We start from the raw sequence: 13,289 nt of genomic DNA on the forward strand, positions 1-13,289 counted from the left end.
ATACCGACCTCCAAAAAGTTAGATTTTTTGGTCTAACTTTTTGGGGTCGGTACAAAATGCTTTGAGTCTTATTTTTTATGTTAATTTTAGAAAAAACCTAATATTAGAGTGATTTAATGAGGAAAATGAAGGGGGCTGCCCCAAAAGTCCTAAATTTTAACAAGGTTTATATGAAAATCCATAGATGCAGTGGTTTATTGATATCTAAATGCGCTTTATAAAAGCTTTTTAGATATCTAATAAACTGTGCTGGGGTGACTCGTCAAAATCGATTTCTTCGAAATCGCGATTTTTGAGTCACTCCCTTTTCACTATGAGAGAGTAGTGTAATCTGATATAATGTATAGAAGTGAAATATATAAATTGATAAGATTATAGATTTATTGAAATCTACTAAAGGAGCTTTTGTATGATAAAATTAGTTGTTACAGATATTGATGATACGCTATTAAATAGTGATCGTGAGATTTCTAAGAAAAATAGAGAAGTAATTGAAGAGTGTAAGAAACAAGATATTAAAGTTATTTTAGCATCGGGTAGACCTGATTTTGGAATGATGAGTATAGTAGAAGATTTACAACTTGATAGTTATGATAACTACTTACTTTCATTTAATGGGGCTAGAATTGCTAATCTTAAGACGAATGAAGTGATCTATGAGAAGTTTTTATCTCCTGAGAGAATTAAGTTCTTAATAGATGTTGCTTTGGAGAATGATTGTGATATTCTTACTTATCAAGGTGGGAAAGTTCTTACGAATCGTGATAATGAATATGCACGAATTGAGTCTGGTTTAGTAAGTGCAGAATTAGTAATTAGTGAAAATATGAAAGATGATATTAAAGAAGGTGCAGCTAAGGTAATAATTCTTAAACATCCTGATGAAGCTGTTGCAGTGAAAGATAAACTAGTACTTGAATTAGGTGATGAGTATGAGGTTGCTATGTCTAAACCGTTCTTTATCGAGATTAACGATAAGGGTATTTCTAAAGGAGTATCATTAGATTCATTATGTAAAAAACTTGGTTTAACAAATGAGAATGTAATGGCATTAGGTGACGGGCTTAATGATTTAAGCATGATTGAGTTCGCTGGCATGGGAGTTGCGGTTGATAATGCTAATCCTACTTTAAAAAAAGCGGCGAATTTTATTTCTAAGTCAAATGATGAAGATGGTTTCGCTTATGCTATTGAAAAATTTGTTCTTGGCAAAGATGTGTAGATAGAAAGAGGTTCTGATGAAAGTAACTTTGATTTGTGTAGGTAAAGTTAAGGAGAAATTTTATAGAGATGCTATAAAAGAATATGAAAAACGTCTTGGAGCATATATTAAGTTAAATACTATAGAAATTTCAGATGAAAAAGTAAAGGTAGAAAATGATTCAGAAATAGCTCTTGCGATGGAAAAAGAAGGGAATAACATACTTTCAAAAATTAAAGATAATCAATATGTTATTACTTTGGAAATTTTAGGTAAGAATTTATCAAGTGAAGAATTTGCATCAAAAATTGATAATTTAATGCTTACAGGTAAGAGTGATGTTGCATTGGTAATTGGTGGGAGTTACGGTCTTACTGATAGTGTGAAAAAACGTAGTGATTTTGCATTATCGTTTAGTAGAATGACGTTTCCACATCAAATGATGCGTGTTGTTTTACTTGAACAAGTGTATAGAGCTTACCGTATAATAACAGGAGCAAGTTATCATAAATAATTGTAAAGGATGAGGTTGTATTTTCAGACAATTTCATTCTTTTTTTGCTATTAATTTATAAAGATTTTTAGTATAATAAAGGTGAAAGAAATAAAGGAGGGATTTTTATGTTTAATTTAGATAATTATGTGATAGGTCAAGTATTAGCTATTGTTGGAATAGTATTATTTATATTTGTTTTAGTCGGTTATATTATTACAGCTATTTTTTCAAAAATTATGTTTGATATACTTGGGGTTAAATCAGGGCTTGCATTTATACCATATTATAATACTTATAGGATTTATAAAGAGTATAAAGGGCGTGTTTGGAAGAGGAATTGGGGAGTTGCTTATCTATTAACATTCACACTTCCTTCAGTTGTAATAGGAGCTTTACTGTTGGTACTAGTGGAGTTGCGATATACCACTGAAGTTTTTTCAGAACAGTATGCCGGCATATTATTTACTGGACTTGGATTATTAGTAGTCGCGGGATTAATTGCATATATATTTAACTTTATTATGTTATTTATAATGTACTTACCAATCTTTGATACAAAAGGTAGACGAGTAGCATAGTAAATCCAAGCAGCACTGACAATTTTATCTTCTTTTAGTGGTGTTATATTTCAAGGAGCTAGTAATAGCACATTAAGTAGTACTTTTTCAATAGTGCAACTTATATTCTCTATTGTCTTTATGGTTGTTTATTTTGCTGCTGCAACAGACATTAGAGCTAGAATTAGAAGTGGAGAATATGTACTTCAGGAAAAATTAGATTATAACATGCTAAGTAGTTATGAAATAAAATCTATATTAAAAGCGAGAGGTAGAAGATTAGTTGTTCCTAACATGAATAATGGCTTCAGCGATTATCAACCGAGCAACAATGAAGAAATAAATAGAATTGAATATGTCTAATGAGAAAAATTCCAGGTGATTTGAATGTAATGTTTAAAGCTCCTGGATTTTTCATGTAAGATTTTAAGTATTTTCTATAGTTTTTTAGTAAATATTGAAAGTAAAGTTGATTTAAGATAGTCTTATGTTAGATTTTCTAACGTATATTTATAATTGTAGTGTTTTTTAAAGTATAATAGGTAGCGTAATAAAACAAATAAAACGAGGAGTTGACTCTTAATGGATAGATTTTTAGAATTATTGACTAACATTAATGACTTTATATGGACTTATTTCCTAATAGGGTTGGTAATGGTAACTGGTATTTATTTTACATTTAGTACTAAGTTTGTTCAATTTACTTACATTAAAGAAATGTTCAGACTTATTACAGAAAAACCTAAAGTAGGTGAGGACGGAGAACAAAAAGGTGTTTCTGCTTTTCAAGCGTTCACAATCTCAGCTGCGTCAAGAGTAGGTACTGGAACAATTGCAGGGGTAGCTATTGCGATTGCAATGGGTGGACCTGGTTCAGTATTCTGGATGTGGGTAATGGCTCTTTTTGGTGGAGCTTCATCTTTTGCTGAATCAACATTAGCCCAAGTATATAAAGTTCGTGATAGAAAAGGTGTTTATCGTGGAGGACCTGCTTACTATATGGAAAAAGGTCTTGGTCAAAAATGGATGGGTGTGCTTTTCGCGATTGTTATTTCTATAACATATGGTGTAGCATTTAACTCTGTTCAAACTAACACTATTGCTCAAGCTTTACAAGTATATGACATTAATTCAAATGTTGCGGGGATTGCTTTATTAATTCTTACTATTTTCGTAATTTTTGGTGGAGTAACAAAAGTTGTTAAAATTACTCAATGGTTAGTACCAGTAATGGCAGTAGCGTACCTATTTATCGTATTAGTTATAATGGTTATTAACATCGACAAATTACCTGGTGTTCTTGCTCAAATCGTGAAATCAGCATTCGGTCTTGAACAAGTAGGTGGTGGAGTAATTGGTATGGGAACATCAATTCTTTTAGGAATTAAACGTGGTATGTTCACTAACGAAGCAGGTTTAGGGTCTACTCCTAACGCAGCCGCTACAGCTGATAGTACACACCCAGCTAAACAAGGATTTATCCAAACTCTAGGAGTTTACTTCGACACATGTTTAGTATGTACAGCAACAGCATTCTTAATTTTACTATATCCTGGTGTTGAATACGGAGCTGGTAAGTTACAAGGTATCCAACTTACACAAGCTGCTTTAACTTCACAAGTAGGAAGCATCGGAACAATTTTCTTAATCGTTGCAATCTTCTTATTCGGATATAGTTCTGTAATTGGTAACTACTACTACGGAGAAACAAACATTCAATACTTACTTCCTAAAAAATGGGCTGTAAATGTTTATCGTGTTATCGTATGTATCTTCGTGTATGTGGGAAGTGTAATGGACTTAAACCTAGTTTGGGGAATCGCTGACGTATCGATGGGGATTATGAGTTTACTTAACTTAATCGCGATTATCGGACTTTCTGGTGTAGTTTATGTAGTATTAAAAGACTATGTGAAACAACATAAACAAGGAAAAGATCCAGAGTTTTACCTAGATAACTTACCAATTAAGTTAGATAATGCAACTGCATGGAAAAATAAAAAAGAAGATTAATATTTAAAAAAATACTTCAATGATGGAATTAAATTTCTTGTCATTGAAGTACTTTTTTTAGTTCCTCTCTTAAGGTTTTAATAGAATCATCAAAAGTAAGGGTACGACCGTTTGTAAAATCAGATTCACTTTGCTCAAGAAGTTGATATAGTTCGTATCTTCCCATGAATTTATTGAATAAATCAATACTCATAACGGCAAGATCTCCACGACCATTTTTGGTGATAAAGATAGGTTCACCTGTTTCATGACAAAACGAAGAGATTTCATTGTAATTATTACATAATTCTTTATTTGATTTAATGTTTGGCATATTAGCACCTCCTCTAATCTAAAGATAATGTACTATTATTTTTTTAAAATATCAAATTTATTATAGGTAAGGGAGATATAAATTAATATGTATTAACAAAGTTTTCATTTCACTTGCATTATAAAAAAAAGTATGTTATTATATTAAACATATTTTAATTATAAAATATATGCGATGAGCCGATAAGTAAAAGTTCTTGCGTACCGTAGGATACAGAAAAGAAATCAGTGGTTGAGAGATTTCTCCTAGGCAGGACTTTGAAGTAGCCGGTGAGCATTTAGAGTGAAAGTAAGTAGCTTTAAACGTGGTTAGAGCGTTAATCTTATTAAGTGCTAATGTTATAATTAGAATAAAGGTGGTACCACGGAAACTTTCGTCCTTATGTAAGGATGGAGGTTATTTTTTTTTACCTAGAAAAAAATATCACCAATATAAAATTAGTAAAAGTAGAAATAATTAATAATAAAATAAAAATTTAGGAGGAACAGTCATGACTGAAATGTCTACAAAATATAATCCGACCGAAGTAGAAAATAATCGCTACAACTGGTGGTTGGAAAAAGAAGTTTTTAAAGCTGATAATAAAAGTAAAAAGAATCCATATACAATCGTAATTCCACCACCAAACGTAACTGGTAAATTACACATTGGGCATGCTTGGGATACAACTTTACAAGATATGTTAACACGTTACAAACGTCTTAAAGGATTTGATGTACTTTATCTTCCAGGAATGGACCACGCTGGTATATCTACACAAGCTAAAGTAGAAGCTAAAATGCGTGAAGAAGGATTAAGTCGTTATGACTTAGGTCGTGAAAAATTCTTAGAGCGTGCATGGGAATGGAAAGAAGAATATGCTGGATATATTCGTGCACAATGGGCTAAACTTGGATTAGGTTTAGATTACTCAAGAGAAAGATTTACATTAGATGAAGGATTAAACAAAGCTGTAACAAAAATTTTCGTAGATCACTACAATAATGGTACAATCTACCGCGGTGAGAAAATTATCAACTGGGACCCAGTTCAAAGAACTGCATTATCTAACATCGAAGTAATTCACAAAGACGTAGAAGGTGCATTCTATCACCTTAAATATTTCTTAGCTGATGGAAGTGGGGATTATCTAGAAGTAGCAACTACTCGTCCTGAAACTCTATTCGGAGATACTGCGGTTGCTGTTCACCCTGAAGATGAAAGATATCAAAAATATATTGGTAAAACAGTTCTTTTACCAGTAACAAACAAAGAAATTCCTGTTATTGCAGATGAATATGTAGAAAAAGATTTCGGAAGTGGAGTAGTTAAAATAACTCCTGCACACGATCCAAATGACTTTGAAGTAGGTGAACGTCATAACTTAGAACGCATCATCGTTATGGATGAAGGTGCTGTTATGAATGAACACGCTGATAAGTATAATGGTATGGATCGTTTCGAATGTCGTAAAGCTCTTATCGCTGATTTACAAGAAAGTGGAGTATGCTTCAAGATTGAAAAACACCTTCACTCAGTAGGACACTCTGAGCGTAGTGGTGCTGTTGTTGAACCATACCTTTCTAAACAATGGTTCGTTGATATGAAACCTCTTGCTGATAAAGTTTTAGAAAATCAAAAAGATGAAGATAGAAAAGTTAACTTCTATCCACCACGTTTTGAAAATACATTAAATACTTGGATGGAAAATATCCAGGACTGGTGTATTTCTCGTCAATTATGGTGGGGACACCGTATTCCAGCATGGTATCACAAAGAAACTGGTGAAGTTTATGTTGATGTAAATCCACCAAAAGATATTGAAAACTATGTTCAAGATGAAGACGTTCTTGACACTTGGTACTCTTCAGCATTATTCCCATTCTCTACATTAGGATGGCCAGATTTAGAAAGTGAAGATTTCAAACGTTACTATCCAAATAGCTGTCTAGTAACTGGATATGACATCATCTTCTTCTGGGTTGCTCGTATGGTATTCCAAGGATTAGAATTTACAGGTACTCGTCCATTTGAAGATTGTTTAATCCACGGTTTAGTACGTGATGAACAAGGTCGCAAGATGAGTAAATCACTTGGTAATGGTGTAGATCCAATGGAAGTAATCGAACAATATGGAGCTGATAGCTTACGTTACTTCTTAGCTACTAACTCAACACCAGGTCAAGACTTACGTTATTCAACTGAGAAAATCGAAGCAAGTTGGAACTATATCAATAAAATTTGGAACGCTTCTCGTTTCGTAATCATGAACCTTGAAGGTTTCGAATATAGTGATATTGATTTAACTGGAGAAAAAACATTAGCTGATAAATATATCTTAACAAAACTTGCTAAAACTATTGAAGATTTCGAAAGATTATTCGAAAAATATGAGTTTGGTGAAGCAAGCCGTATTTTATACAACTTTGTATGGGAAGAATTCTGTTCATGGTATATTGAAATTGCTAAGATTTCATTAAATGGTGAAGATGAAACTGCGAAGAAAACAACTAAATCTATTTTAGTATATGTACTTGATGCTTCTCTAAAAATGTTACATCCGTTTATGCCGTTTGTAACTGAAGAAATCTGGCAACACATTCCTCACACAGGAGATAGTATTGTGACTAGTGAATTTGCTAAAGTTGAAGAAAGTCTAGTGTTCGAAAAAGAAACTGAAGATATGCAATTCATCCAAGATGTAATTACTGCAGTACGTAATATCCGTAGTGAAGTGAATGCGCCAATGTCTCGTGAGATTCCTATTAAAATTAAATACTCACAAGATAGCGTAAAAGAAGTACTATTAAGTGGTAGTGCGTACTTAGAAAAATTTGCTCGTCCTAGCGAACTTATTATCGAACGCGAAGTAGAAGCAAGTGAAACTGATATTAGTCGTATCTTACCAGGTGCTGAAATCTATGTTTCATTAAGTGATTTAATCGATGTAGACAAAGAAAAAGAACGCCTAGGTAAAGAATTAGAAAAATTACAACAAGAATTAGATCGAGTAAACAAAAAACTTTCTAATGAAAAATTTGTAGGTTCTGCTCCAGAAGCGGTTGTAGCTAAAGAAAAAGAAAAACAAGCAACATATCAAGAACAATATGATAGTGTCAAAGAAAGAATAGCTGCATTAGATAATTTAAAATAGTATAAAATAAAATAGAGAGTGATTCGAAAATTGTATAGATTTTATCGAGTCACTCTCTTATTCATTATGTAGTAAATAGATGTAGATTAATTATAATAAAAAAACTCTAGCTAGTTTTACCTAGCTTAGAGTTTATTAATCATCTTTATTATTCTTTTTTCTCCAGATTAGTAAGAAAATTACTGCAATTATAATGATTATACCAATGTATGCACCATAATTTTTAACTGCTTCTCCTGTATTAGGAAGAGTACTTAGGGATAATAGATTCATCTTAAATCCTCGTTATATTATTTTTCTTCTTTTTGTTCAGGAGTATTTTTTAGAACTTCAGTTTCAACGCGTTCTTTAACTGAATCTAGTGTTTCAGTTGATTTGTTAGTGAAATCTTCAACTTTTTCTTGAACATTTGCTTCATTAACGTCTTTTTTAATATTTGATACTTGATCTTTAATTTTTTCGAAAGAAGAAAGAGCTTTTTCTTTGTAAGCTTCTACTGAAGGTTTTAATTCTTCAACGATTTTTTTTGCGTCACCTAAGTTTTCTTTAACTTCTGAAGTATATTCTTTTACGCTAGATACGTGTTCTTTAATGTCTGTTACATTACTAGATAATTCTTTTCCGTAATCAACAGCATTATTGTATTTGTTTTCTAAAGCGTTTTTAGCTTTTTTAAGATTTTTTACTAGGTCGTTATATAGGTAGATTGCCGCTTCTTCAACACCATTTTTCTTAGTGTAGCGAATCATACAACGTGTGTATCCGTAATAATCTTTAGATTTTCTCTTAACATACTCAGCGTGTTCTTCAACCTTGTTTGGATTTTTTGAGTAATAGTTAGCAACGGCTATACCTGTACCGATTGCAAATAATTTTGATAATTTTGACATACAATTTTCACCTCGATATATTATTAGATTAATTATATCATATAAACATTTAAATTTAAATAAAATAGACAATGAGTAACTCTATTTTAATATATTGGTAATAAAGTAGGATAGGAATGTAGGAAAAATATCATTTAAAATGAAATAATTATACATAATAGAATTTATTATTACACATTAATACGATATAACTATTGAATTAGTGTGTAATATATTGTATAATAAAAAATATAATACAAGAAGGAGGAACAATGAAACTTACTGAGAGACATAAAGCTATAATTGAAATAGTAAAGAATTTCGAGCCAATTACAAGTGATGAGATAGCCGAGAAGCTATCTATAGGGAAATCTACTTTAAGAAATGATTTGGCAGTATTAGGGATGTTGGAAATTTTAGAAGCAAAACCTAATGTGGGGTACTATTACAATTATAACTTTTCACCAGGAGAACAACGTGAAGAAATAAAAAATAAATTAGTTAAAGATGTTATGGGGATAGCAATAACGGCTACAAGTACAGCGAATTTCTCAGATGTATTATCTAAATTGTTTATATATGATGTAGGAACAATCTTTATTGTCGATGAAAATAATCACCTTGCAGGTGTAACATCTAGAAAAGATATGTTGAAATTATCAAGGAATGCTGACGGTCAAAATCTTCCAATAGTACTAGCGATGACACGTGTACCGAATGTAATATACATATATGAAGATGAATTAGTTAGCGATGCCTTAAGGAAGTTAATTTTACATGAAATTGACTGCTTACCTGTCGTAAGAGATGAGGATGGTGGCAAGGTGATCGTCGGAAAAATTTCAAAAACTACATTAATTAAATTATTATTAGAGATACTGGAGGGATAATATGTTAACTGTACATATAATTTCAGATTCAATAGGGAATACTGCGAAGGATGTTGTAGATGCAGCTTTAGTGCAGTTCTCTTATGGAAAAGCTGATTTTAAGGTATTGAAGAATTCAAATGTTTGTACGATAGAAAAAATAGATTGTATTATGTCGAATGTAGATGATGGGGATGTAATAGTTCAAACATTGGTGGATAGTGCCTTAGCCGAATACGTGAAGAAAAAAGGGTTAGAAAAAAATATAAAAGTTATAGATCTGTTAAGTGAAATGCTAAATACTTTTGAAGATAAACTTGGAATAAAATCTGAGGGGAATCCAGGTTTAAACAGGAAAATGGGAACTGAGTACTTCAAAAGGGTTGATGCATTGGAATTTGCTGTGAAGTATGATGATGGAAAGGATATCAATGGTCTTAAAGAGGCGGATATTGTTATTTTGGGGGTATCAAGAACGTCTAAAACACCATTAAGCTTATATCTGGCAAATAGAAACATTAAAGTTATGAATGTTCCTATTGTTCAAGATTTAATACTACCAGAGCAATTATATGAAGTAAAAAGAAAGATTATTGGTTTAACAAATTCAGTAGAACAACTTAATAAGTTGAGGGAAGAAAGACTAAAAACTTTAGGAGTGGATGGAAATACTGATTACACAGATGAAATCCAAATATTTGAAGAATTAGAGTACGCGTTAGAAATTATGGGGAAAATTGGTTGTCCGATAATAGATGTTCAAAATAAGGCTATTGAGGAAACTGCAGAATTAATAATTGGGATAATGAGAGAACGCGGCTTAGAAGTTTAACATTTAAGAAATAATTATATACTGTAACAAAATGTGATGGGGGAATTTTAAAATGACAAAAAAATATGTTTATAATTTCAGTGAAGGGAATAAAGATATGCGATCTTTACTTGGAGGTAAAGGTGCGAATCTTGCAGAAATGAAGGGATTAGGGATTAATGTACCTCCTGGTTTTACTATTACTACAGAAAGCTGTAATAGTTATTATGAAAATGGAGAAAGAATTAAACCTGAGATTTTAAAACAAATTAATGAACAATTAGAAACATTAGAAAAAACTATTGGTAAAGAGTTGGGAAGTATAGAAAATCCATTATTAGTATCTGTACGAAGTGGTGCTGTATTCTCAATGCCAGGTATGATGGATACAATTTTAAATCTAGGATTGAATGATGAAACAACTATTGCCTTAGCTAAGAAAAATAATAATTATCGTTTTGCTTATGATAGTTATAGAAGATTTATTCAAATGTTCTCTGATGTAGTAATGGATGTAGAGAAATATAAATTTGAAGAAGTTTTAACACGAGTGAAAAATGAAAATGGCTATGAACAAGATAGCGATATGAATGAAAAAGATTTATTTAAAGTTGTTGAGGAGTTCAAAGAAATCTACAAAAAAGAAGTAGGTCGTGAATTCCCGATGAGTGTGAAAGAACAACTTATGCTAGCTATTGAAGCGGTATTTAAATCTTGGAATAATAATCGTGCTAAAGTATATAGAAGACTTCATAATATTAGTGATAAATTAGGAACTGCTGTAAATATTCAAGCCATGGTCTTCGGGAATATGGGAGATAATTGTGGTACTGGGGTATCGTTCAGTAGAAATCCTGTAACTGGTGAAGATGAATTATTCGGAGAATATCTAATTAATGCACAAGGAGAAGATGTAGTTGCAGGAATTAGAACACCGAAAAACATTAGTGTGCTTGCTGAAGATATGCCACATTTATATAAAGAGTTTGTGGAGATTTCTAAGAAGTTAGAAGGACACTACAAAGATATGCAAGATATTGAGTTTACTATTGAAGATGGTAAGTTATATATTCTTCAAACAAGAAATGCTAAGAGAACACCAAATGCTGTTGTTGAAGTTGCAGTTTCATTAGTAGAAGAAGGGGTTATTAGTAAGGAAGAGGCTATTCTAAGAGTAGGTACAGAAGAAATTAACAAACTTCTTCACTCTACATTTGAAGATAAATCATTGAAACAAGCGCAACAATTAACTCAAGGATTAGCGGCTTCACCAGGTGCGGCTGTGGGAGCAATTTATTTTACTGCTCATGAAGCGGTTGAAGCGGCGAAAACAAAACCTGTTGTATTAGTAAGAGAAGAAACATCACCTGAAGATATTGAAGGTATGGTTAGCTCAGAAGCCATTGTAACTCTACGCGGAGGAATGACATCACATGCTGCGGTAGTAGCGCGTGGAATGGGTAAATGCTGTGTATGTGGTTGCCAAAACATGATTATTAATTATGATGAAAAAACATTAAAAATTGCTGGTATTACGCTAAAAGAAGGAGATGTAATCTCTGTTGATGGAAGTAGTGGTAAGGTTTATCTAGGAGAAGTTGATAAAATAGATGCTAGATTCAGTGACAGATTCAATAAACTTTTAGGATGGGCAGATGAAATTAGAAGTCTAAAAGTATTAGCAAATGCTGATAATGAAGTTGATGCAAAAGTTGCTTTCGAGTTCGGGGCTGAAGGAATTGGATTATGTAGAACAGAGCATATGTTCTTTGAAGAAGATAGAATTAGCTTAGTTAGAAAAATGATACTAGCTTCAGATACAAATGAAAGAATAAGATTCTTAGATAGATTACAACCAATTCAAAGTGATGATTTCTATAAAATTTTTAAAGAAGCAAAAGGTAAATCTGTTAACATAAGATTATTAGATCCACCACTTCATGAATTTTTACCGAAAGATGAAAAAACTGTAAAAGTTATTGCCGAGGAAATAGGGGTAAGTGTTAGTCAATTAGAAGCTAAAATTGCTAGTATTGCTGAGTTTAATCCAATGATGGGGCACCGTGGTTGTCGTCTAGGAATAACTTATCCAGAAATATATTTAATGCAAGCTAAAGCGATTAGTTCAGCAGCGATTAGAGCACGTAAAGAAGGAATTGAAGTTAATGTAGAAATTATGATTCCGTTAGTAGGTTTAGAAAAAGAACTTGCAGTTTTACGTGAGCAAATAGTTGAATTAGTTGAAAAAGAAATACAGTTATATAATGCCGACTTTAATTATAAAGTTGGAACTATGATTGAAATACCACGAGCTTGTGTGGTAGCTGATAAGATTGCAGAACATGCAGATTTCTTCAGTTTTGGAACAAATGACTTAACCCAATTGACATTTGGTTATTCAAGAGATGACGCTGAGAAATTTATCGACATTTATAAGAAAAAAAATATCTTAGAGTCAGATCCATTTGTTCATTTAGATGAGAGTGGAGTGCTAGAATTAATGAAAATTGCTGTTAATAAAGCAAAAGCTGTAAAACCTAATATTAAACTAGGAATTTGTGGTGAACATGGAGGAGATGAAAAATCAATTCTACTTTGTTCAAAAATTGGTCTAGGTTATGTTTCTTGTTCACCATATCGAGTTATTATTGCGAGAATTGCAGCAGCTAAAGCAGCTATTAGTAATATAGAAGTAGCGTTAACTAAGTAAAATGTTAAAGAAGAAATAGAGTTATTTAGTAATTTTAAATATTAAGACTTTTCTATAATAATTAATGATTATATTAGCAGAATATAAGGGTGATTCTCAATGAATTACCCTTTTTTGAATTATATTTAGTAATATTAATTAGTAAAAAATTTAAATTAAGTATTAATTAACTAAATTATAATTAGAAGAATCTTTGTAAATGTTACAAAATTATTAAATAATAGTTAATATTATACAAAGTAAATTGATTTTTTTTTCATTATACATTAAAATTAGTGTAGTATATTGTACCATTTTATATCGAAAAAAGGGTTCAA

Annotated in this window: 12 protein-coding genes and 1 other annotated feature; of the genes, 9 read left to right on the forward strand and 3 right to left on the reverse strand. The window is 31.7% G+C overall.

What is annotated here, in order from left to right:
- The first annotated feature begins 409 nt into the window (after window positions 1-409).
- From RYK99_RS01155 to RYK99_RS01175, 5 genes are all read left to right on the forward strand, one after another.
- Window positions 410-1,222, forward strand: coding sequence for a Cof-type HAD-IIB family hydrolase (locus RYK99_RS01155; protein WP_314989370.1), 813 nt, complete (start codon window positions 410-412; stop codon window positions 1,220-1,222).
- A 16-nt stretch (window positions 1,223-1,238) separates the two neighbouring features.
- A complete protein-coding gene (rlmH, locus tag RYK99_RS01160; protein ID WP_314989372.1) occupies window positions 1,239-1,715 on the forward strand; it encodes a 23S rRNA (pseudouridine(1915)-N(3))-methyltransferase RlmH in 477 nt (158 codons plus the stop codon).
- A gap of 107 nt (window positions 1,716-1,822) precedes the next feature.
- Window positions 1,823-2,275, forward strand: coding sequence for a hypothetical protein (locus tag RYK99_RS01165; protein WP_314989374.1), 453 nt, complete (start codon window positions 1,823-1,825; stop codon window positions 2,273-2,275).
- 93 nt (window positions 2,276-2,368) lie between these two features.
- On the forward strand, window positions 2,369-2,617 hold the full coding sequence (locus RYK99_RS01170) for a hypothetical protein (protein WP_314989376.1): 249 nt from the start codon (window positions 2,369-2,371) through the stop codon (window positions 2,615-2,617).
- Between the two features lie 219 nt (window positions 2,618-2,836).
- Window positions 2,837-4,267 (forward strand): sodium:alanine symporter family protein, encoded by a 1,431-nt coding sequence (locus RYK99_RS01175; protein WP_314989378.1) that lies wholly within the window; start codon window positions 2,837-2,839, stop codon window positions 4,265-4,267.
- Between the two features lie 40 nt (window positions 4,268-4,307).
- Here RYK99_RS01175 and RYK99_RS01180 read toward each other — a convergent pair whose 3' ends face one another.
- Window positions 4,308-4,580 (reverse strand): type II toxin-antitoxin system prevent-host-death family antitoxin, encoded by a 273-nt coding sequence (locus RYK99_RS01180; RefSeq protein ID WP_314989380.1) that lies wholly within the window; start codon window positions 4,578-4,580, stop codon window positions 4,308-4,310.
- Between the two features lie 165 nt (window positions 4,581-4,745).
- Window positions 4,746-4,964, forward strand: a binding site (T-box leader).
- Between the two features lie 106 nt (window positions 4,965-5,070).
- Here RYK99_RS01180 and RYK99_RS01185 point away from each other — a divergent pair.
- On the forward strand, window positions 5,071-7,713 hold the full coding sequence (locus tag RYK99_RS01185; RefSeq protein WP_314989382.1) for a valine--tRNA ligase: 2,643 nt from the start codon (window positions 5,071-5,073) through the stop codon (window positions 7,711-7,713).
- Window positions 7,714-7,848: 135 nt separating this feature from the next.
- Here the strand turns inward: RYK99_RS01185 and RYK99_RS01190 are convergent, their stop codons facing one another.
- Entirely contained in the window at window positions 7,849-7,986 is a 138-nt protein-coding gene (locus RYK99_RS01190) for an LPXTG cell wall anchor domain-containing protein (RefSeq protein WP_314989384.1), read from the reverse strand.
- Window positions 7,987-8,003: 17 nt separating this feature from the next.
- On the reverse strand, window positions 8,004-8,603 hold the full coding sequence (locus tag RYK99_RS01195; protein ID WP_314989386.1) for a hypothetical protein: 600 nt from the start codon (window positions 8,601-8,603) through the stop codon (window positions 8,004-8,006).
- A gap of 251 nt (window positions 8,604-8,854) precedes the next feature.
- Here RYK99_RS01195 and RYK99_RS01200 point away from each other — a divergent pair, with 251 nt between their 5' ends.
- Genes RYK99_RS01200 through ppdK form a run of 3 tightly spaced genes read left to right on the forward strand, consistent with a single transcriptional unit; the run spans window position 8,855 to window position 12,972 of the window.
- Window positions 8,855-9,472, forward strand: a complete 618-nt coding sequence (locus RYK99_RS01200; RefSeq protein ID WP_314989388.1) for a CBS domain-containing protein — start codon at window positions 8,855-8,857, stop codon at window positions 9,470-9,472.
- Between the two features lies 1 nt (window position 9,473).
- Window positions 9,474-10,283, forward strand: coding sequence for a pyruvate, water dikinase regulatory protein (locus tag RYK99_RS01205; protein ID WP_314989390.1), 810 nt, complete (start codon window positions 9,474-9,476; stop codon window positions 10,281-10,283).
- A 52-nt stretch (window positions 10,284-10,335) separates the two neighbouring features.
- Window positions 10,336-12,972, forward strand: coding sequence for a pyruvate, phosphate dikinase (gene ppdK / locus RYK99_RS01210; protein ID WP_314989392.1), 2,637 nt, complete (start codon window positions 10,336-10,338; stop codon window positions 12,970-12,972).
- Window positions 12,973-13,289: the final 317 nt, after the last annotated feature.

Origin of the sequence: uncultured Gemella sp. (genome assembly GCF_963537375.1) — a bacterium.
Classification (GTDB): domain Bacteria; phylum Bacillota; class Bacilli; order Staphylococcales; family Gemellaceae; genus Gemella.

Coding starts and splice junctions, on each gene's coding strand:
- RYK99_RS01185 (WP_314989382.1), top strand. CDS start 5,071: ATGACTGAAATGTCTACAAAATATAATCCGACCGAAGTAGAAAATAAT.
- RYK99_RS01155 (WP_314989370.1), top strand. CDS start 410: ATGATAAAATTAGTTGTTACAGATATTGATGATACGCTATTAAATAGT.
- RYK99_RS01190 (WP_314989384.1), bottom strand. CDS start 7,986: ATGAATCTATTATCCCTAAGTACTCTTCCTAATACAGGAGAAGCAGTT.
- RYK99_RS01180 (WP_314989380.1), bottom strand. CDS start 4,580: ATGCCAAACATTAAATCAAATAAAGAATTATGTAATAATTACAATGAA.
- ppdK (WP_314989392.1), top strand. CDS start 10,336: ATGACAAAAAAATATGTTTATAATTTCAGTGAAGGGAATAAAGATATG.
- RYK99_RS01175 (WP_314989378.1), top strand. CDS start 2,837: ATGGATAGATTTTTAGAATTATTGACTAACATTAATGACTTTATATGG.
- RYK99_RS01195 (WP_314989386.1), bottom strand. CDS start 8,603: ATGTCAAAATTATCAAAATTATTTGCAATCGGTACAGGTATAGCCGTT.
- rlmH (WP_314989372.1), top strand. CDS start 1,239: ATGAAAGTAACTTTGATTTGTGTAGGTAAAGTTAAGGAGAAATTTTAT.
- RYK99_RS01205 (WP_314989390.1), top strand. CDS start 9,474: ATGTTAACTGTACATATAATTTCAGATTCAATAGGGAATACTGCGAAG.
- RYK99_RS01200 (WP_314989388.1), top strand. CDS start 8,855: ATGAAACTTACTGAGAGACATAAAGCTATAATTGAAATAGTAAAGAAT.
- RYK99_RS01165 (WP_314989374.1), top strand. CDS start 1,823: ATGTTTAATTTAGATAATTATGTGATAGGTCAAGTATTAGCTATTGTT.